The organism is Streptomyces sp. NPDC050416 (assembly GCF_044458845.1).
Lineage (GTDB): Bacteria > Actinomycetota > Actinomycetes > Streptomycetales > Streptomycetaceae > Streptomyces.
Map to the genome: position 1 here is coordinate 201514 of NZ_JBITII010000006.1, position 19169 is coordinate 220682.

The following is a 19169-nucleotide window of genomic DNA, read 5'->3' on the forward strand; positions in this document are numbered from 1 at the left end:
GCACGCGAGCGCCTGTCCACCGTTCAGTGGACATAAGCATGTCCGCACGGTCGTCCCTGAGGGTTGCGTTCCGGCCGACGCTCGTCACATGACAGCACACGGGTACGACCTCGCCGTCCAGGTGCGGGGGCTGCGCAAGCGGTACGGGGACGTGACGGCCGTCGACGGCATCGATCTGGGCATCCGTCGGGGCGAGGTGTTCGGCCTGCTCGGGCCCAACGGCGCGGGCAAGAGCACCACGGTGGAGATCCTCCAGGGCAACCGGGACCGGGACGCGGGCGAGGTGTCCGTGCTCGGGTCGGACCCGGCGACCGGCACGCGCGCGTGGCGTTCACGTGTCGGAATCGTCTGGCAGGACGAATCGGCGCCCGCGGAGTTGACGGTCCGGGAGACGGTGCGGCACTTCGCCGGCTACTACCCCCGGCCGCGCGACCCGGAGGAGATCATCGGCCTGGTCGGTCTGGAGGCGAAGGCGGACAGCCGGATCAAGGCCCTGTCGGGCGGCCAGCGCCGGCGTCTGGACGTGGCGCTCGGCGTGATCGGCGGCCCGGACCTGCTGCTTCTGGACGAGCCGACCACCGGGTTCGATCCGGCGGCCCGGCGGCAGTTCTGGTCGCTGATCCGCACCCTGGCCGACGAGGGCACGACCATCCTGCTGACCACGCACTACCTGGAGGAGGCGGAGGCCCTCGCGCACCGGCTGGCCGTCGTCGCGCAGGGCCGGATCGTCGCCGAGGGCGAGCCCGGGGCGTTGCGGGAACGGTACGGCACGGAGGTCCTCGTCGAGTGGACCGAGCCGGACGGCACCCCGCGCAGGGTGCGCACGGGCACGCCGACCAAAACAATCGCCGGGCTCATGCACCGCTTCGACGGTGAGATCCCGGGGCTGGCGGTGAGCCGGCCCACGCTGGAGGACGTCTACCTCCGGCTGACCGGACAGCGGCAGAAGGACGCGCGATGACCACGACCGCAGTACGGGAACGCTATGCGGTCGGCGCTGGGGGGCTGCCCGGCGCCTGGGGGCTGGGGCTGCGGCGGGGCGCCCTGGAGATCAGGCAGTTCTTCCGGCAGCGGGACCAGGTGGTGTTCACGTTCGCCTTCCCGGTCGTCTTCCTGTTCCTGTTCGCGTCGATCTTCCGGGACGACGTGGCGGGCGCGGGCATCACCGCCTCGCAGCTCTACGTCCCGGCGATGATGGCCGCCGGCATCATGTCGACGAGTTTCCAGGCGCTCGGCATCTCGATCGCCGTGGAGCGGGAGGAGAAGGTGCTGCGCCGGCTGCGGGGCACGCCGATGCCGCCGACGGCGTACTTCCTCGGCAAGATCTGGCTTGTTCTGTTCACCGGTCTGCTGGAGACGGTGATCCTGCTCGTCGTCGGCACGACCGTGTACGACGTGGACCTGCCGTCCGACGCGGGCCGTTGGTTCGACCTGGCGTGGATCTTCGTGCTCGGGATCACGGCCTGCGCCCTGCTCGGCATCGCGATCAGCTCGGTGCCGAAGTCCGCGAACAGCGCGAGTTCCGTGGTCGTACTGCCCTTCCTGGTGCTCCAGTTCATCTCCGGGGTGTACATCGCCATCGGCACCATCCCGGACTGGATGCTGACCATCGGTGCGCTGTTCCCGCTGAAGTGGATGTGCCAGGGGCTGCGCGGGGTGTTCCTGCCGGAGTCGGCGCAGGTGCTGGAGCAGGCGGGGAGCTGGGAGATGGGACGCGTGGCCCTGGTGCTCGCGGCGTGGTGCGCCGGAGGATTGGCGCTGTGCCTGCTGACGTTCCGCTGGAAGGACCGGCGCGAGGGATGAGCGATGCCGCGAGCGCCTATCACTGGGAGCGCTCGTTCCGGCTCTGGGACACGTACTTCGCGCTGATCTGGGTCGCCACGGTGGCCTACGTGCTCGCCGCGGAGCAGCCCGGCTGGCCGCTCCGCGCGCTCGCGGCGGCGCTGCTCGTGCCACTCGTCCCGCTGCACGTCGTGGCCGGGCGGCGTCTGATCCGGGGCGATCCGCCCGACCAGCGGCAGGCGATCGGTTATCTGACGGTGGCGCTGGCGCTGTTCCTTCCGTCGGCGGTGCTCGCCGGTGAGACGCGGGTGCTGACCTTCGCGCTGATCCCGCAGTGCTTCATGACCCTGCGGCTGCGGTCGGCGCTGGTGGCGGTGGCCGTGATGAACGTCGTGCCCGTGGGCGGCTGGGCGTTGCTGTGGTGGCCCGGTGCCCGGGAGGTGGCGTTCGGCGTGCTGTTCTCCGTGGTCACCCTGGTGTTCTCGGTGGCCATCGGCGTCTGGATCATCCGGATCATCGAGCAGAGCCAGGAGCGGGCCGAGCTGATCGCGGAGCTGGACGCCAGCCGCCACGAGGTCGCGCGGCTGTCGACGGCCCACGGTGCGCTGGCCGAGCGGGAGCGGCTGGCCCGGGAGATCCACGACACGCTCGCGCAGGGGTTCACCAGCCTGGTGATGCTGATCCAGGCGGTCGAGGCGGAGCTGGACCACGACCTGCCCGAGGCGCGGCGTCATCTGCGGCTGATGGACGAGACGGCCCGGCAGAATCTCGCCGAGGCCCGGGCGTTGGTCGCCGGGGGTGCGCCCGCCGACCTGGACGGCGCCTCACTGCCGGACGCGTTGGGCCGGCTCGCCGCGCGCCATGACGCGGCGCTGGAGGTGACGGGCCCGGTCCGTATGCTGCCCGCCGGTCCTGAGGTGGTCGCCCTGCGCGCCTGCCAGGAGGCGCTGGCCAACGCCCGTAAGCACGCGGGGAGTTCGGTGGCGGTCGGGGTGTCGCTGGCATACGCCGACGACATGCTGACCGTGTCCGTGCGGGACGGCGGGCCCGGCTTTGACCCGGGTGCCGTCCGGGGCGGGTACGGTCTGGCGGGGCTGCGGGCCCGGGCCGTGGAAGTGGGCGGAACCGCGGAGGTGCGCAGCGCCCCGGGCGACGGCACGGTGGTGACCGTCCGCCTTCCGGTCGTGAGGAGGGAGACGCCGTGATCCGGATCGTCCTGGCAGACGACCATCCCGTCGTACGGGAGGGGCTGCGGGCGATGCTCAGTGCGGAGTCCGATCTGGAGGTCGTCGCCGACGCGTCCAGCGGGCCGCAGGCGGAGGCGCTGGCGGAGCAGTTGCGGCCCGACATCGTGCTGATGGATCTGCGGATGCCAGGTGGCGGGGGCGTGGACTCCATCGTGCGGATGACGCGGGCCGGGCTGCCGTGCCGGGTGGTCGTGCTGACGACGTACGAGACGGACCGCGACATTCTGCGGGCGGTGGAGGCCGGGGCGGCGGGTTATCTGCTGAAGGACCTGCCGCGTGCGGAACTCGCGGAGGCCGTGCGGGCGGCGGCGCGCGGCGAGACGGTCCTGGCCCCGTCCGTCGCGGCGCGGCTGGTGGACCAGCTGCGCACGAAGCCGGAGCGGCCGCGGCTGTCGGAACGCGAGACGGCCGTGCTGCGGCTGGTCGCCGAGGGGTGCACGAACGCGGAGATCGGGCGCCGGTTGTTCATCGGCGAGTCGACGGTGAAGACGTATCTGCTGCGTGTCTTCGGCAAGTTGGGCGTGGACGACCGGACGGCGGCGGTGACGAGCGCACTGCGGTACGGCCTGCTGGACTGAGGGTTCTCGCCCCCGCCGCCCCTACCCGTCCCCTCCTCCAGGGGGCTCCGCCCCTTCGGCCCCGCCAGGGGGCTCCGCCCCCTGGACCCCCGATCGGTCTGAACGGCCTCGTCCTCAAACGCCGGACGGGCTGGGAGGGCGAGGCCGCCCGGGCAGGAGTGCCGGCGCAGCCCGGCCGGAGGGGCGGCTCAGGCCAGTCGCGTTCGTCCTCCAATGCCGCACGGGCTGAGAGCGCGACACCGCCCAGGCAGGCGCGGTGGCTGAGCCCGGTCATGCGTCCTCAAACGCCGGACGGCTGTGAGGGAGAGATCGCCCAGGCAGGAGCGGCGGCACCGCCCCGTCGTGCCCCTCCTCCAACGCCGGACCGGCTCAGAGGGCGACGCCGCCCAGGCATGAGCCGTGGCTCAGCCGAGTCGTGCTTCCAGTTCCGCCACGATCTCGTTCACGCCGATCGGCGTCTGCTCGCCCGACTCCATGTCCTTGAGCTGGACCACGCCCTCGGCGAGGTCGCGTTCGCCGGCGACGATCGTGTAGCGGGCGCCGCTGCGGTTGGCGTTCTTCATCGCGCCCTTGAGGCCCTTGCCGCCGTAGGAGAAGTCGGCCGCGATGCCGTTCTTGCGCAACTCCGTGACCTTGGCGAACAGGACCCGGCGGGCCTCCTCGCCGAGCGGGACGGCGAACACACTGGTGGTGGCGGGGAGTTCTAGCTCGACTCCCTCCGCCTCCAGGGCGAGGACCGTGCGGTCGACGCCGAGGGCCCAGCCGACGGACGGCAGGGCGGGGCCGCCGATCATCTCGGACAGGCCGTCGTAGCGCCCGCCGCCGCCGACAGCGGACTGGGAGCCGAGGCCGTCGTGGACGAACTCGAACGTCGTGCGGGTGTAGTAGTCCAGGCCGCGGACCAGCTTCGGGTCGTCCTCGAAGGCGACGCCGGCCGCCGTGATCAGCTCGCGGACCTCCTCGTGGTACGCCTTGCAGGCGTCGCAGAGGTAGTCACGCAGGAGCGGGGCGTCCCCCAGCTGCTTCTGGACCGACTCGCGCTTGTCGTCCAGGACGCGCAGCGGGTTGATCTCCGCCCGCCGCAGGGTGTCCTCGTCCAGGTCCAGGCCGCGCAGGAAGTCCTGGAGCGCCGTCCGGTACACGGGGCGGCACTCCTTGTCGCCCAGGCTGTTGAGCAGGATCCGGAAGTTGCTCAGGCCCAGCGAGCGGTACGCCTGGTCGGCCAGGATGATCAGCTCGGCGTCCAGCGCCGGGTCCTCGGCACCGATCGCCTCGGCGCCGACCTGGGAGAAGTGGCGGTAGCGGCCCTTCTGGGGGCGCTCGTAGCGGTAGTACGAGCCGGAGTACCAGAGCTTGACCGGGAGGTTGCCCGCCTTGTGCAGGTTGGCCTCCAGGGCGGCACGGAGGACGGAGGCCGTGCCTTCGGGACGCAGGGCCAGCCTGTCACCGCCCTTCGTCTCGAAGGCGTACATCTCCTTCGTCACGATGTCCGTCGATTCGCCGACGCCGCGCGCGAAGAGTTCGACGTTCTCGAAGCCCGGTGTCTCGATGTAGCCGTAGCCGGAGTTGCGCAGCGGTGCGGCGATCGCCTCGCGGACCGCCAGGAACGTCGCGGAGTCCGGCGGGATCAGGTCGTACGTGCCCTTGGGGGCCTTGAAGGTGCTCACGGAAGGTCTCGTCACATTCCTCGTCGGGGAGCCGGAGATGCTCCCTGGCCGCCCGCCACCTGCCGCAGATACGGGTTGGTGGCGCGCTCCTGGCCGATGGTGGTCTGGGGGCCGTGGCCGGACAGCACCACGGTCGAGTCGTCGAGCGGCAGGCACACGCGGGCCAGCGAGTCGAGCATCTCGGCCATGTCACCGCCGGGCAGGTCGGTGCGTCCGATGGAGCCGGCGAACAGCAGGTCGCCCGAGAACAGGATCGGCGGGATGTCCGCCGCCTCGGGCATGCCGAAGGTCACCGACCCCTTGGTATGGCCGGGCGCGTGCGCGACGGACAGCTCCAGGCCCGCCAGCTCCAGCTTCGCCCCGTCGGCCAGTTCCTTGACGTCGTCGGGCTCTCCCACGGTCAGCTCGCCCAGGAGCGGCATCCCGATGGAACGGCCGATTCCCTTCGCCGGGTCGCTCATCATGTACCGGTCGTCGGGGTGGATCCAGGCCGGCACGTCGTGCGCGCCGCACACGGGGACGACCGATGCCACGTGGTCGATGTGGCCGTGCGTGAGGACGACGGCGACGGGCTTGAGCCGATGCTTTCTGAGCGTTTCCGCGACGCCGTCGGCGGCCTGATGGCCGGGGTCGATGATCACGCACTCCTCACCGGCGGCGGGGGCGACGAGGTAGCAGTTCGTCCCCCAGGCCCCGGCGGGGAACCCGGCAATGAGCACGATCGTCCTTCGTTGTGTCGATACGGGCGGCTGCGGCTGCTGTCAGAGCCTACCGGCGCTGCCGATTCCTCAGCGAACCCATATACGGTACGGGGCACACGCAGGCGGTCGGCGCACAGGCCCCACGCGTACCGGTCGACGTATCAGACGCATGAGGAGAGAACCCGGTGGTCAGCCAGGAACAGCGGCGGCGTCAGCTCGCCCGTGAGAAGTACTTGCGGCAGCAGCAGCGACGCACTGACGCACGGCGCAAGGCCCGTATCCGCAACTCCGTGATCGCCTCGGTCCTCGGCGTGGTCGTGGTGCTCTCCGTTTCGGTCTACCTGACCAAGCCGTTCGAGGACGACGGCAAGAAGGAGAACGCGGGCGCGGACGTCACCCCGAGCGCCTCGCCCAGCAAGGCCCCGGACCCGTGCGAGAAGCCCGCCCCGGGCAAGGTCAAGTCGGAGACCTGGAAGAAGGAACCGGCGATGACCATCGACAAGTCCGCGACGTACACGATGAAGCTGGACACGACCTGCGGCGAGATAGACATCGCGCTGAAGGCGTCGGCGGCGCCGCACACCGTCAACTCGTTCAACTTCCTTCTCGGCAAGGGCTACCTGGACCACAGCAAGTGTCACCGGCTCACGAACCAGGGCATCTACGTCCTGCAGTGCGGTGACCCGCAGGGCACCGGCATGGGCGGCCCCGGCTACACGATCCCGGACGAGAACCTGAAGGACAAGAGCCTCAGGGGCGGGGTGTACCCGGCGGGCACGGTAGCGATGGCGAACCAGTACAACGCCCAGACGAAGCAGGGCCGCGACAGCGGCGGCAGCCAGTTCTTCCTCGTCTACAAGGACAGTCAGCTGCCGCCCGACTACACACCGTTCGGCACGGTGTCCGAAGCGGGCATGAAGGTCCTGAAGAAAATCGCCGCCGCCGGAGCCCAGGCGCCCGACCAGACGGGCAATACGGCGCCCAACGCGACGGTCGTGATCAACAAGGCCACGGTCGCGAAATCCTGACCCTCAACTGCGTAATTTCGGTCGCGCGGGATGCGGACAGGCCCCCCGCCGGTCGCCTATGTTGGCCGTGACGAAACTGTGGACGATGCCCGGGGGTGCTGAGGCCCCTCGCAGGCATCATGTGGAGGAGGCGCTGTGAGCAGCGACCCGTGGGGCCGCGTCGACGAGACGGGGACCGTGTACGTGCGTACGGCCGACGGCGAGCAGGTCGTCGGTTCCTGGCAGGCGGGCTCCCCTGAGGAGGCGCTGGCCTATTTCGAGCGCAAGTACGAGGGCCTGGTTGTCGAGATCGGCCTCCTCGAGAAGCGAGTGAAGACCACCGACCTGTCGGCGAAGGACGCCCAGGCGGCCATCGACCACATCAGGGAGCAGGTCGACGCGCACCACGCGGTGGGCGACCTGGACGCCCTGCGGGTCCGGCTGGACAAGCTCACCGAGTTGGTGGAGGCGCGCCGCGAGGAGCGCAAGGCGCAGCGGGCGAAGCAGTCCGACGAGGCGCGCAAGGCCAAGGAGGCGCTGGTCGTCGAGGCGGAGGAGCTGTCGCAGTCGGACCAGTGGCGGGCGGCCGGTGAGCGGCTGCGGGCCCTGGTGGACACCTGGAAGGGTCTGCCGCGGCTGGACCGCAAGTCCGACGACGAGCTGTGGCACCGGTTCTCGCACGCGCGGTCGGCGTTCTCCAAGCGGCGCAAGCAGCACTTCGCGCAGCTGGACGCCCAGCGCGAGGAGGCGCGGCGGACCAAGGAGCGGCTGGTCGCCGAGGCCGAGGCACTGTCGAACTCGACGGACTGGGGTGCGACGGCCGCGCGCTACCGCGAGCTGATGGCCGAGTGGAAGGCCGCCGGCCGGGCCCAGCGCGAGCACGAGGACGATCTGTGGAACCGCTTCCGCGGCGCCCAGGACGTCTTCTTCGCCGCGCGCAGCTCGGTGTTCGCCGAGCGGGACGCCGAGCAGGCGGAGAACCTGAAGCTCAAGGAGGAGCTGGCCGAGGAGGCCGAGAAGCTCCTGCCGATCACGGACCTGAAGGCGTCCCGGGCCGTGTTCCGTGCGATCAACGAGCGGTGGGAGGCCATCGGTCATGTGCCGCGCGATGCCCGGCCCAAGGTCGAGGGCCGGATGCACGCCGTCGAGCGGGCCCTTCAGGAGGCCGAGGAGGCCGAGTGGCGCCGGACGAACCCGGAGGCACGCGCGCGTGCCGAGGGTCTGACCGGTCAGCTCCAGGCGGCCGTGGACAAGCTGCGGGGCCAGATCGACCAGGCCCGGGCGCAGGGCAACAACGCCAAGGCGGACAAGCTCGAGCGTGAGCTCGAGGGCCGCCAGGCGCTGCTGGACCAGGCGCTGAAGGGTCTGCAGGAGTTCGGCGGCTGATCCAGCCGGCAGCGAAGGGGCCCCGTACACGCCGTACGGGGCCCCCTTTCGTGTGGCTGTTACGCCCTGCTGCGCGCCGACGTCACCCGGTACACGTCGTAGACGCCCTCCACGCCCCGGACCGCCTTCAGTACATGGCCGAGATGCTTCGGGTCGCCCATCTCGAAGGTGAAGCGGGAGGTGGCGACGCGGTCGCGGGAGGTCTGCACGGCCGCGGAGAGGATGTTGACGTGCTGGTCGGACAGGACGCGGGTGACGTCCGAGAGGAGCCGGGAGCGGTCCAGGGCCTCGACCTGGATGGCGACCAGGAAGACCGAGGACTGGGTGGGCGCCCACTCGACCTCGAGGATCCGCTCGGGCTCACGGGACAGCGAGTCGACGTTGACGCAGTCGGTGCGGTGAACCGATACGCCGCTGCCGCGCGTGACGAAGCCCATGATGGGGTCGCCGGGGACGGGCGTACAGCAGCGGGCCAGCTTGACCCACACGTCCTCGACGCCCTTGACGACGACGCCCGGATCCGCGCTGGAGCGGCGCTTGCGGCTGCGGCCGCGGGCCGGCGGGATCGACTCGTCGATCTCCTCGGTGGCGGCCTCCTCGCCGCCGAGTGCCTGGACGAGTTTCTGCACGATGTTCTGCGCGGAGACATGGCCCTCGCCGATCGCCGCGTACAGCGCGGAGATGTCGGCGTAGCGCATCTCGTGCGCGAGGGTCACCAGGGAGTCGCCGGTCAGGATGCGCTGGATCGGCAGGTTCTGCTTGCGCATGGCGCGGACGATGGCGTCCTTGCCCTGCTCGATCGCCTCGTCGCGGCGCTCCTTGGAGAACCAGGCGCGGATCTTGTTGCGGGCGCGCGGTGACTTGACGAAGCCGAGCCAGTCACGGGAGGGCCCGGCGCCGGCCGCCTTGGAGGTGAAGACCTCCACCAGGTCGCCGTTGTCGAGGGTGGACTCCAGCGGGACCAGCCGGCCGTTGACGCGGGCGCCTATGGTGCGGTGGCCGACCTCGGTGTGCACCGCGTAGGCGAAGTCGACCGGGGTGGCACCGGCGGGGAGCGCTATGACGTCGCCCTTGGGGGTGAAGACGAAGACCTCGTTGCGGGAGAGGTCGAAGCGCAGGGACTCCAGGAACTCCCCCGGGTCCTCGGTCTCCTTCTGCCAGTCCAGGAGCTGGCGCAGCCACGCCATGTCGTTGAGGTGGTCGTCCTTGCCCTTGCCGGACGACTTGGGGGCGTCGCTGCGCACCTTGGAGGCGCCGGCGACGGCCTCCTGCTTGTACTTCCAGTGCGCGGCGATGCCGTACTCGGCGCGGCGGTGCATGTCGAACGTGCGGATCTGCAGCTCGACCGGCTTGCCGCCGGGGCCGATGACCGTCGTGTGCAGCGACTGGTACATGTTGAACTTGGGCATCGCGATGTAGTCCTTGAACCGGCCGGGGACCGGGTTCCATCGCGCGTGCACCGTGCCGAGGGCCGCGTAGCAGTCGCGGACGGTGTCCACGAGGACGCGGATGCCCACCAGGTCGTAGATCTCCGCGAAGTCCCGGCCGCGGACGATCATCTTCTGGTAGACGCTGTAGTAGTGCTTCGGGCGGCCGGTGACGGTCGCCTTGATGCGGGCCGCCCGCAGGTCCTGCTGGACCTCGTCGGTGACGATGGCGAGGTACTCGTCGCGCTTCGGGGCGCGCTCGGCGACCAGGCGGACGATCTCGTCGTACATCTTGGGGTAGAGGATCGCGAAGGCGAGGTCCTCCAGCTCCCACTTGATGGTGTTCATGCCCAGGCGGTGGGCGAGCGGCGCGTAGATCTCGAGGGTCTCGCGCGCCTTCTTCTCCTGCTTCTCGCGCTTGAGGTAGCGCATGGTGCGCATGTTGTGCAGGCGGTCGGCGAGCTTGATGACGAGGACGCGGGGGTCCTTGGCCATGGCGACGACCATCTTGCGCACGGTCTCCGCCTGCGCGGCCTCGCCGAACTTGACCTTGTCCAGCTTGGTGACGCCGTCGACGAGCAGGGTGACGACGTCGCCGAAGTCGCGGCGCAGGTCCTCCAGGCCGTACTCGGTGTCCTCGACCGTGTCGTGCAGCAGGCCCGCCATCAGCGTGGCCGGATCCATGCCCAGCTCGGCGAGGATGGTCGTCACCGCGAGGGGGTGCGTGATGTACGGGTCGCCGCTCTTGCGCTTCTGGCCGCGGTGCCAGCGCTCGGCGACCTGGTAGGCGCGCTCGATCTGGCGGAGCGTCGACGTCTCGATCTTCGGGTCGTTGCTGCGCACTATCCGCAGCAACGGCTCCAGGACCGGGTTGTACGGGTTCGCGCGCTGTACGCCGAGGCGGGCCAGGCGGGCGCGGACGCGGTTGGAGGAGCCGGTACGGGCGGGCTGGCCGCCGGCCTGGCGCACGGGCGGGGCGGGCTTGGGACGCGCCTGCTCGGCGGGCTTGTCGACCGGCGCCGACTGGGCGTGCTCGACCGGCCCGCGGGTGTCGTTCTTCGCGTGGGGCGCGTTCGGCGCGGGCTTGGCCGCGGCTGCCGAGGCGGACTCGGGCTTGGCGGCGGTCAGGTGCTGGGCCTCGTCTGGCAAGAGGGCTCCTCGTGCGCGATCCGGGTCCCCCGGTCAGGCTCCGGAAACCCCATGGTAGCCATCCTGGGCCCCGGGATCGCCTTCAGGCCGATGTGAGGACCGTCTACCCGAGAAACGCGAGAGGCGGGCGCCGGATTCCTCCGGGCCCGCCTCCGCGGTGTCGAGCCGGCGGCACGGCGGTGTCCACCGGGCTGCCGGGGCCTTCTAGACCGTGAGCAGCGCCTCCAGCGGTGCGCCGTTCAGAGCCGGTTCCAGGCGGCCGCGGCCGCTGAGGAAGCCGAGCTCCATGAGGACGGCGAGGCCCGCGACCTCGGCGCCGGCCCGGCGGATGAGCTGGACCGAGGCCTCGGCGGTGCCGCCGGTGGCGAGGACGTCGTCGACGATCAGGACGCGGTCGTCGGCGGTCAGGTCCTCGGCGTGCACCTCGATCTCCGCCGAGCCGTACTCCAGGTCGTAGGCCTGGCCGAGGGTGGCTCCGGGGAGCTTGCCCGCCTTGCGTACGGGGATGAAGCCGAGGCCGGCGCGGACTGCGACGGGGGCGCCGAGGATGAAGCCCCGGGCCTCCAGGCCGACGACCTTGGTGGCACCGGTGCGCTCGGCGATCTCGGCGAGGGCGTCGGTGAGCGCTGTGAACGCCGCCGGGTCCGCCAGGAGCGGGGTGATGTCCTTGAACATCACGCCCGGCTCCGGGTAGTCCGCCACGTCCCTGATGCGGCTGAGCAGCAGCTCCCTGATGTCGGTCATCGGCGCTTCCCCGACGGACGGCCACGGCCGCGGGTGCGGGACGCGGGCTGGTTGCGGGGGCCGACGACCGCGGGTGCGGCGTCCTCGGGCTCGCCGTCGTACGACTCGTCGGCGTCGTGGGTCTCGGTCTCGCCCTGGGCGCCGGACTGGGCCCGCTTGGCGAGGACGCGCTTCCTGAGAGCCTTCAGCTGCGGCTCGCGCTCCTTGAGGTCGGCGACGAGCGGCGTGGCGATGAAGATCGAGGAGTACGCACCTGCGGCGAGGCCGACGAACAGCGACAGCGAGATGTCGTTCAGCATGCCGGCGCCGAGGACACCGCCACCGATGAACAGCAGGCCCGCGACCGGCAGGAGCGCGACCACCGTGGTGTTGATGGAGCGGACCAGGGTGCTGTTGATCGAGCGGTTGGCGACGTCGCTGTAGGTCCAGCGGGTCTGCTTGGTGATGTCCCTGGTCTGTTCCTTGAGGCTGTCGAAGACCACGACCGTGTCGTACAGCGAGTAGCCGAGGATGGTCAGCAGACCGATCACCGTGCCCGGTGTGACCTCGAAGCCGACGAGGGCGTAGATGCCGACCGTGATGGTGATGTCGTGGATCAGGGCGACGAACGCGGCCAGCGCCATGCGCCACTCGAAGGCGATCGCCAGGTAGATCACCACGAGGACAAGGAAGATCCAGAGGCCCTGCCATGCCTTGTTGGCGATCTGGTCACCCCAGCTGGGGCCGACCAGTTCGGCGTTGATCTGCTCCTTGTCGACCTTGAGGTCGTCGGAGAGCTTGTCCTTGATCTTGTCGGCCGCGCCGGTGTCGATGCCGGCCACCTGGATGCGCAGGCTGCCGTCGCCGAGCTTCTGGACGATCGCGTCGTGGCCGGAGGCCTCTTCCGCGTACCTCTCCGCCTGGGACACCGAGGCGCTGGTGTTCTTCGGCGTGTTGAAGACGGCGCCGCCCTGGAACTCGATGCCCATGTTCAGGCCGCGGACCGCCAGGCCGACGATGGCCGTGATGGTGATCAGGATGGAGAGGCCGTACCAGATCTTGCGGTTCTTGACGAAGTCGTAGCCGACCTCGCCACGGTGCAGTCGGGCGCCGAGGGTGCCGAGTTTCGACATCTCAGGCCTCCTTGGTGTCGACGGGGGCGGCGGGGCGGCGGGTGCGGCGCAGCGGGGGCTTCGCTCCCAGACCCTTCGGGTCGAGGCCGGACCACTTGTGGCCGTTCGCGAAGAACGGGCGGCGGGCCATCAGCGTCAGCAGCGGCTTGGTGAAGAGGAACACCACGACCACGTCGAGCAGGGTGGTCAGGCCGAGCGTGAACGCGAAGCCCTGGACCTTGCCGACGGTGACGATGAAGAGCACCGCGGCGGCGAGGAACGACACGAAGTCGGAGACCAGGATGGTGCGCCGGGCGCGCGGCCAGGCCCGCTCGACGGCGGGGCGCAGCGAGCGGCCCTCCCGGATCTCGTCGCGGACGCGTTCGAAGTACACGATGAACGAGTCCGCCGTGATGCCGATCGCGACGATGGCACCGCACACGGCGGGCAGGTTCAGCGCGAAATTGATGGTCGGGCCGAGCAGCGCCATGATCGTGTAGGTCAGGGCGGCGGAGACCAGCAGCGAGAGGATCGCGATGAACGCCAGGCCGCGGTAGTAGAGCAGCAGGTAGATGACGACCAGCGCGAGACCGATCGCGCCGGCGATCAGACCGGCCTTCAGCTGGTCACCACCGAGCGCGGCCGTGACGGTCGAAACGCTGTCCTCCCGGAAGGTCAGCGGCAGCGCGCCGTAGCTGAGCATGTTGGCCAGGTCCTGGGCGGACTGCTGGTTGAAGTTGCCGGAGATCTCCGCGTTGCCGCCGGTGAGCGCCTGCCGCACGTACGGGTCGGAGACCACGTCGCCGTCGAGGACGATCGCGAACTGGTTCTGCGGCGACTGGTTCTGCGCCAGCTTGCCGGTGATGTCCGCGAACTTCTTGCCGCCCCGGTCGGTGAAGTCCATCGTGACCGTCCAGCCCGCACCGGTCTGGGTGTTCAGGACGGCCTGGGCCTTGTCGACGTCGGTGCCGTCGACCTCGGCCGGGCCGAGGATGTACTTCTGCCACTGGCCCTGCGAGTTCTTGCCGCAGGCCAGGGTGGGCTGGGAGGCCTTGACGCCGTCGCCCACGGAGGAGCGGGTCTTCGGGTTGGTGCAGTCGAGCTTGGCGTACTGCTCCTGGAGCTTGCTCGCGTCGGCGGCGGCGCCGTCGGACGCGGACGGGGAGGGGCTGGCCTTCGCCTTGTCCGAGGCGCTCGCCGACGGCGTCGCGTCGGCCTTCAGCGCGTCCGTGACCGCGCGGCCCTGCGTGGTGGGCGAGGCGGACGGGGAGGCGGAGCCCTTGTCGGTGGCCTCGGGCTTGTCGGTGGCCTTGCCGGACGGCTTGTCCGACGGGCTTCCCGTGGGGCTCGGCGAGGGACTGGCCGCGCCGGCGCCGCCGGAGACCTCCGTGGCGATGACCGGGCGGAAGTACAGCTTGGCGGTGGTGCCGACCTGCTTGCGGGCCTGCTCGGAGTTCGTGCCCTTGGGGATGTTGACGATGATGTTGTCCCGGCCCTGAGTCTGGACCTCGGCCTCGGAGACGCCCAGACCATTGACACGGCGCTCCATGATGGAGACGGCGGTGTCCATGTTGGTCTTGTTGATCGCCGCCTCGTTGCCGGCCTCGGGGACCGCCTCGAGCGTGATGCTCGTACCGCCGGCAAGGTCGATGCCGAGACGCGGTGTCGTGTGTCCCGAGGCGAACATCCCACCGGTGAGCGCCGCGATGGCGATCAGGATCAGGGCCAGCGAGCGCCCCGGCTTGCTCTGGGCGCTCGCGCTCCGGCCCTTTTTAGGTGTGGCCACCTTCTCGTACTCCCTCTCGGGCCGCCGCGCTCCGGATCGGCGGACGGGCGGCCATGACATGGTGTCGGGATTCCGTGCGAGCCGGTCGCGGGGGGGGGGGGGGGGGCGGGGGGGGGGGGGGGGGGGGGGGGGCCCCCCCCCCCCCCCCCCCCCGGCCCCGCGACTACTTCGCCTCGGAGTCGCCGTCGGTCTTCTTCGGCTCTTCGTCCGTCTTCGCCTCGCCGGCCGGGGCGTCGTCGGCCGGCTCGTCGGCCGCGTCCTTCTTGCCGAGGTCGACGGCCTTGTCGTCAGCGGTGGCGTCGGCGGCGGAGTCGCCGGTCTCGGTGAGGGAGGAGGCGTCGTCCGGGACGAGGTCGGCGTCGGACTTCAGGTCGTGCTCGACGCCGTGGACGATGCGGTTGTACTCGTCGTCGGTGAGGACTGCGCCGATGGAGTTCTTGGCGAAGAGGAGCTCGACGCCCGGACCGGCGTCGACGAGGACGGTGTCCTCGTTCACCTCCTTGACGGTGGCGTACATGCCCCCGATGGTGCGGATACCGCTGCCGGGCTGCATTTGGTTCCGCATCTCCACGGCCTGCTGCTGCTTCTTCTTGGCCGACCGGGTCATCAGGAACATGGCCCCGATGAGCACGATGAACGGGAGGAGGGTCAGGAGACTCACGGGTCGGTACTTCCTTCACACGACCGCGCTGTGAGCGGCCAGATGGTTGGGGGTGTGTACGCCGCCGACAAAGGCGGCATCGGCGGAGTCTAAGCGAGTCCGCGCGCATGGAACAACGCTCAGCATGGCACCGGGGTTCCTGCTCCGGCCACTGGCCTCGCCGTCCCGGAGCGGTGACGGAGCCGTCACGCCCCGAACAGATCCTGTTGTCCGTTTCCGGCGGTCTGGGAGCGGGGCGGTGTGAGGCCGAGATGCGCCCATGCGGCGGGGGTGGCGACCCTGCCGCGCGGGGTGCGGGCCAGCAGGCCCTCCCGTACCAGGAAGGGTTCGGCGACCTCCTCCACGGTCTCGCGCTCCTCCCCCACCGCGACCGCGAGCGTGGACAGGCCGACGGGGCCGCCGCCGAACAGCTTGAGCAGGGCTTCCAGCACGCCGCGGTCGAGGCGGTCGAGGCCGCGGGCATCCACCTCGTAGACGGCGAGGGCCGCTGCCGCGATGTCCCTGGTGATCAGGCCGTCGGCCTTGACCTGCGCGTAGTCCCGGACGCGGCGCAGCAGGCGGTTGGCGATGCGGGGCGTGCCCCGGGAGCGGCCGGCGATCTCGGCGGCGCCGTCCGGCTCGATCTCGACTTCGAGGAGGTCCGCGGAGCGGTGGATGACCCGCTCCAGTTCGGCCGGTTCGTAGAACTCCATGTGGGCGGTGAAGCCGAAGCGGTCGCGCAGCGGGGGCGGCAGCAGGCCCGCGCGGGTGGTGGCGCCGACCAGGGTGAAGGGGGGCAGCTCCAGCGGGATGGCGGTGGCGCCCGGGCCCTTGCCGACGATGACGTCGACGCGGAAGTCCTCCATCGCCATGTACAGCATCTCCTCGGCGGGCCGGGACATGCGGTGGATCTCGTCGAGGAAGAGGACCTCGCCCTCTTGGAGGGAGGACAGGATCGCGGCGAGGTCTCCGGCGTGCTGGATGGCGGGGCCCGACGTGATGCGGATGGGGGCGCCCATCTCGGCCGCGATGATCATGGACAGGGTGGTCTTGCCGAGGCCGGGGGCGCCGGAGAGCAGCACGTGGTCGGCGGTGGCGCCCCGCGCGCGTGCGGCGCGCAGGACGAGGTCGAGCTGTTCGCGGACCTTCTCCTGGCCGATGAACTCGCCCAGGTCCTTGGGGCGCAGGGCGGCCTCGACGGCCTGGTCCTCACGGTCGGCGACGGAGTCCACCAGCCGCTCGGCGGCATCGGCGTCGGTCGTGTCGTCCCAGTTCATGGGGTGTGCCTCGGAATCTCGGTGCGGATCATCGGGCGCGGTTCAGGGTCTGCAGGGCCGCCTTCAGCAGCTGTCCCACCTGGGGGGTGCCCTCGGCGGCCTCGGCCTGCGGAGCGACGGCGGTCACGGCCTCGTCCGCCTCCCGGGTCGCGTAGCCGAGGCCGATCAGGGCGGCGTGCAACTGGTCGCGCCAGCCCGCGCTGACGGCCGTACCGACGGCGGGGACGCCGACCGGCTCGCCGAGGCGGTCCTTCAGCTCCAGCAGCAGCTTCTGGGCGCCCTTCTTGCCGATGCCGGGGACGGCCGTGAGCGCCTTCTCGTCGCCGGTGGCGACGGCCCGGCGCAGGGCGTCCGGGCTGTGCACGGCGAGCATGGCCTGGGCGAGCCGGGGGCCGACACCGCTGGCCGTCTGGAGCAGCTCGAAGGTCTGCCGCTCGTCGTCGTCCGCGAAGCCGTACAGGGTGAGCGAGTCCTCCCGTACGACGAGGGACGTGTGCAGCTTGGCGGGCTGGCCCATGCGCAGTGTGGACAGCGTGTTCGGCGTGCACTGGACGGCCATGCCGACGCCGCCGACCTCGACGACCGCTGCGTCGGGGGCGAGCGCGGCGACCGTGCCGCTGACGAAGGCGATCATGCCGTACGGCCTTTCGATGTGTGCAGGGCGACGGCCTGCTGGAGTCGGTTCTGCGCGGGGGCGCGCCAGATGTGGCAGATGGCGAGGGCGAGGGCGTCGGCCGCGTCGGCGGGCTTGGGCGGTGCGCTCAGCCGGAGCAGACGGGTCACCATGGCGCCCACCTGGGCCTTGTCGGCCCGACCGCTGCCGGTGACGGCGGCCTTGACCTCGCTCGGCGTGTGCAGCGCCACGGGGATGCCGCGGCGGGAGGCGCACAGCAGGGCGACAGCGCTGGCCTGGGCCGTGCCCATCACCGTACGGACGTTGTGCTGGCTGAAGACGCGCTCGACGGCGACGAACTCCGGCCGGTGCTCGTCCAGCCACTGTTCGATGCCCTGCTCGATGGCGACGAGGCGGTGGCCGAGGTCCGCGTCCGCGGGCGTGCGGACGACGCCGACGCCGATCATGGTGAGCGGCCGTCCGGCGACGCCCTCGACCACGCCGACACCGCACCGGGTCAGGCCCGGGTCCACCCCCAGAACGCGCACGCGCCCTCCCTCTCGATCGCCTGTTCCTGCAGGCTATCGGGTGCCACCGACAACGCGACGGGCCGACGGGGTGTGTCCCGTCGGCCCGTTGGGTCCCGCGGAGTCCGCGACGGCGTTACGCGCCGACCTTCTCCATGACTTCGTCGCTGACGTCGAAGTTGGCGAAGACGTTCTGCACGTCGTCGCTGTCCTCCAGCGCGTCGATCAGCTTGAAGATCTTCTTGGCGCCCTCCTCGTCCAGCTCGACCTGCATGGTCGGGACGAAGTTGGCGTCGGCGGAGTCGTAGTCGATGCCGGCGTCCTGGAGGGCGGTGCGGACCGCGACCAGGTCGGTGGCCTCGCTGATGACCTCAAAGGTCTCGCCGAGGTCGTTGACCTCCTCGGCGCCCGCGTCCAGCACGGCGCCCAGCACGTCGTCCTCGGTCAGCTCGCCCTTGGGGACGATCACGACGCCCTTGCGGTTGAACAGGTACGACACCGAGCCCGGGTCGGCCATGGAGCCGCCGTTGCGGGTCATGGCGACGCGGACCTCGGAGGCGGCGCGGTTGCGGTTGTCGGTGAGGCACTCGATGAGCACGGCGACACCGTTCGGGCCGTAGCCCTCGTACATGATCGTCTCGTAGTCGGCGCCGCCGGCCTCCAGGCCCGCGCCGCGCTTGACCGCGGAGTCGATGTTCTTGTTGGGGACCGACGACTTCTTCGCCTTCTGGATGGCGTCGTAGAGCGTCGGGTTGCCTTCGGGGTCGGCGCCGCCCATCCGGGCCGCCACCTCGATGTTCTTGATCAGCTTCGCGAAGAGCTTGCCGCGCTTGGCATCGATGACGGCCTTCTTGTGCTTCGTCGTGGCCCATTTAGAGTGGCCGGACATCTGCCTGTCTCCTTCGCGTAACCCATCTCAGCAACGAACGCAGGAATCCTACAAGGACTCGGCCGTCCGCTTCGCGCGCACCATGTCGACGAACAGGGCGTGCACACGGTGGTCGCCGGTCAGTTCCGGGTGGAACGACGTGGCCAGAGCGTTGCCCTGACGGACCGCGACGATGTGGCCGTCGTGCTCGGCGAGCACCTCGGCCCGGGCCCCGACGGACTCGACCCAGGGGGCGCGGATGAAGACGCCCTCCACCGGGTCGCCCTCGACGCCCTTGACGTCGACGGCCGCCTCGAAGGACTCGTTCTGCCGGCCGAAGGCGTTGCGGCGCACGATCATGTCGATGCCGCCGACGGTCTCCTGGCCCGAGCGCGGGTCGAGGATCTTGTCGGCGAGCATGATCATGCCGGCGCAGGTGCCGTAGACGGGCATGCCGTCCCGCACGCGCGCGCGGAGCGGGTCCATCAGGCCGAACAGCACCGCCAGCTTGGAGATGGTGGTGGACTCGCCGCCGGGGATGACGAGGCCGTCCGCCTCGGCGAGTTCTTCGGGGCGCCGCACCGGCCTGGCCACGGCATCGGCCGCGGCCAGGGCGACGAGGTGCTCCCGTACGTCGCCCTGGAGGGCCAGGACGCCTATGACAGGAGTGCTCATGGGG

The 19169-nt window shown here is 70.7% G+C and carries 18 protein-coding genes; 6 read left to right on the forward strand and 12 right to left on the reverse strand.

All coding sequences use genetic code 11. The features are described from left to right. Positions 1 to 88 precede the first annotated feature (88 nt). Genes ACIBL4_RS20555 through ACIBL4_RS20570 form a run of 4 tightly spaced genes read left to right on the forward strand, consistent with a single transcriptional unit; the run spans position 89 to position 3607 of the window. Positions 89 to 961: an ABC transporter ATP-binding protein gene (locus ACIBL4_RS20555; protein ID WP_399412036.1), complete on the forward strand. Its 873-nt coding sequence runs from the start codon at positions 89 to 91 to the stop codon at positions 959 to 961. Then, entirely contained in the window at positions 958 to 1803 is an 846-nt protein-coding gene (locus tag ACIBL4_RS20560; RefSeq protein ID WP_399412038.1) for an ABC transporter permease, read from the forward strand. The genes ACIBL4_RS20555 and ACIBL4_RS20560 overlap by 4 nt, the downstream gene beginning before the upstream one ends. Further along, complete coding sequence (locus ACIBL4_RS20565; protein ID WP_399412040.1) at positions 1800 to 2987, forward strand: sensor histidine kinase; 1188 nt, start codon at positions 1800 to 1802, stop codon at positions 2985 to 2987. The genes ACIBL4_RS20560 and ACIBL4_RS20565 overlap by 4 nt, the downstream gene beginning before the upstream one ends. After that, positions 2984 to 3607: a response regulator gene (locus tag ACIBL4_RS20570; protein ID WP_399412042.1), complete on the forward strand. Its 624-nt coding sequence runs from the start codon at positions 2984 to 2986 to the stop codon at positions 3605 to 3607. Before ACIBL4_RS20565 ends, ACIBL4_RS20570 begins: the two co-directional genes overlap by 4 nt. A gap of 404 nt (positions 3608 to 4011) precedes the next feature. On the opposite strand, the gene hisS is transcribed toward ACIBL4_RS20570, so the two are convergent. Both hisS and ACIBL4_RS20580 read right to left on the reverse strand, forming a co-directional pair. Next, complete coding sequence (gene hisS, locus ACIBL4_RS20575) at positions 4012 to 5274, reverse strand: histidine--tRNA ligase (protein WP_399412044.1); 1263 nt, start codon at positions 5272 to 5274, stop codon at positions 4012 to 4014. Between the two features lie 11 nt (positions 5275 to 5285). Continuing rightward, positions 5286 to 5993 carry an MBL fold metallo-hydrolase gene (locus ACIBL4_RS20580; protein WP_399412046.1) on the reverse strand — a complete coding sequence of 236 codons (708 nt, stop codon included), beginning with the start codon at positions 5991 to 5993 and terminating at the stop codon, positions 5286 to 5288. Positions 5994 to 6160: 167 nt separating this feature from the next. Between ACIBL4_RS20580 and ACIBL4_RS20585 the strand changes: the two genes are divergently transcribed. Both ACIBL4_RS20585 and ACIBL4_RS20590 read left to right on the forward strand, forming a co-directional pair. Beyond that, complete coding sequence (locus tag ACIBL4_RS20585) at positions 6161 to 7003, forward strand: peptidylprolyl isomerase (protein ID WP_399412048.1); 843 nt, start codon at positions 6161 to 6163, stop codon at positions 7001 to 7003. A gap of 135 nt (positions 7004 to 7138) precedes the next feature. Continuing rightward, positions 7139 to 8368, forward strand: coding sequence for a DUF349 domain-containing protein (locus ACIBL4_RS20590; RefSeq protein ID WP_399412049.1), 1230 nt, complete (start codon positions 7139 to 7141; stop codon positions 8366 to 8368). 59 nt (positions 8369 to 8427) lie between these two features. Here ACIBL4_RS20590 and relA read toward each other — a convergent pair whose 3' ends face one another. The 10 genes from relA to pdxT all read right to left on the reverse strand — a co-directional run bounded on the left by relA (position 8428) and on the right by pdxT (position 19165). After that, a complete protein-coding gene (gene relA, locus ACIBL4_RS20595) occupies positions 8428 to 10944 on the reverse strand; it encodes a GTP pyrophosphokinase (protein ID WP_399412051.1) in 2517 nt (838 codons plus the stop codon). Positions 10945 to 11148: 204 nt separating this feature from the next. Continuing rightward, complete coding sequence (locus ACIBL4_RS20600) at positions 11149 to 11688, reverse strand: adenine phosphoribosyltransferase (protein ID WP_399412053.1); 540 nt, start codon at positions 11686 to 11688, stop codon at positions 11149 to 11151. Beyond that, on the reverse strand, positions 11685 to 12800 hold the full coding sequence (secF, locus tag ACIBL4_RS20605) for a protein translocase subunit SecF (RefSeq protein ID WP_399412055.1): 1116 nt from the start codon (positions 12798 to 12800) through the stop codon (positions 11685 to 11687). Before secF ends, ACIBL4_RS20600 begins: the two co-directional genes overlap by 4 nt. Position 12801: 1 nt before the next feature. Continuing rightward, on the reverse strand, positions 12802 to 14565 hold the full coding sequence (gene secD, locus ACIBL4_RS20610; RefSeq protein WP_399412056.1) for a protein translocase subunit SecD: 1764 nt from the start codon (positions 14563 to 14565) through the stop codon (positions 12802 to 12804). 163 nt (positions 14566 to 14728) lie between these two features. Further along, the gene (yajC, locus tag ACIBL4_RS20615) at positions 14729 to 15226 is read right to left on the reverse strand and encodes a preprotein translocase subunit YajC (protein WP_307174094.1); all 498 of its coding nucleotides are present in this window, start codon (positions 15224 to 15226) and stop codon (positions 14729 to 14731) included. 185 nt (positions 15227 to 15411) lie between these two features. Beyond that, entirely contained in the window at positions 15412 to 16482 is a 1071-nt protein-coding gene (gene ruvB, locus ACIBL4_RS20620; protein WP_307174095.1) for a Holliday junction branch migration DNA helicase RuvB, read from the reverse strand. A gap of 28 nt (positions 16483 to 16510) precedes the next feature. Continuing rightward, positions 16511 to 17116: a Holliday junction branch migration protein RuvA gene (gene ruvA / locus ACIBL4_RS20625; RefSeq protein ID WP_399412057.1), complete on the reverse strand. Its 606-nt coding sequence runs from the start codon at positions 17114 to 17116 to the stop codon at positions 16511 to 16513. Next, positions 17113 to 17643 carry a crossover junction endodeoxyribonuclease RuvC gene (ruvC, locus tag ACIBL4_RS20630; protein WP_307174096.1) on the reverse strand — a complete coding sequence of 177 codons (531 nt, stop codon included), beginning with the start codon at positions 17641 to 17643 and terminating at the stop codon, positions 17113 to 17115. The genes ruvA and ruvC overlap by 4 nt, the downstream gene beginning before the upstream one ends. Positions 17644 to 17758: 115 nt before the next feature. Then, complete coding sequence (locus ACIBL4_RS20635; protein WP_086600414.1) at positions 17759 to 18511, reverse strand: YebC/PmpR family DNA-binding transcriptional regulator; 753 nt, start codon at positions 18509 to 18511, stop codon at positions 17759 to 17761. A gap of 48 nt (positions 18512 to 18559) precedes the next feature. Continuing rightward, on the reverse strand, positions 18560 to 19165 hold the full coding sequence (pdxT, locus tag ACIBL4_RS20640) for a pyridoxal 5'-phosphate synthase glutaminase subunit PdxT (RefSeq protein WP_399412059.1): 606 nt from the start codon (positions 19163 to 19165) through the stop codon (positions 18560 to 18562). Positions 19166 to 19169 lie beyond the last annotated feature (4 nt).